The following is a 280-nucleotide window of genomic DNA, read 5'->3' as shown; positions in this document are numbered from 1 at the left end:
AGGCCTTTTTGCTCGGCAACACCGGCCTGCTCGGCTGGCACAGCGTCGCGGTGATGGCCACCGCCGGCGTGCTGGCCGCGCTGCTGGGCCTGCTGGCGAGCCCGGCGCTGGACGCGCTGACGCTCGGCGAGGCCACCGCCAAGTCGCTCGGCATCCGGCTGGCGCTGATGCGGCTGCTGCTGATCGTCGCGTTCGCACTGGCCACCGGCGCGGCCGTGGCCCAGACCGGCATCGTGGCCTTCGTCGGCCTGGTCTCGCCCCATCTGGTGCGCGCGCTGTG

At 73.9% G+C, this 280-nt stretch carries 1 protein-coding gene; it reads left to right on the top strand.

Features of this window, described 5'->3' with window-relative positions; genetic code table 11:
• Positions 1-280, top strand: a 280-nt coding sequence (locus tag RVY79_RS19200) for an iron chelate uptake ABC transporter family permease subunit (protein WP_317466153.1), incomplete at both ends; no start/stop codon positions are given.

Source organism: Chromohalobacter sp. HP20-39 (assembly GCF_033052815.1).
Taxonomy (GTDB): Bacteria; Pseudomonadota; Gammaproteobacteria; order Pseudomonadales; family Halomonadaceae; genus Chromohalobacter.
Note: the sequence above shows the minus strand (reverse complement) of the source record. Positions and strands in the feature narration are given on the sequence as shown.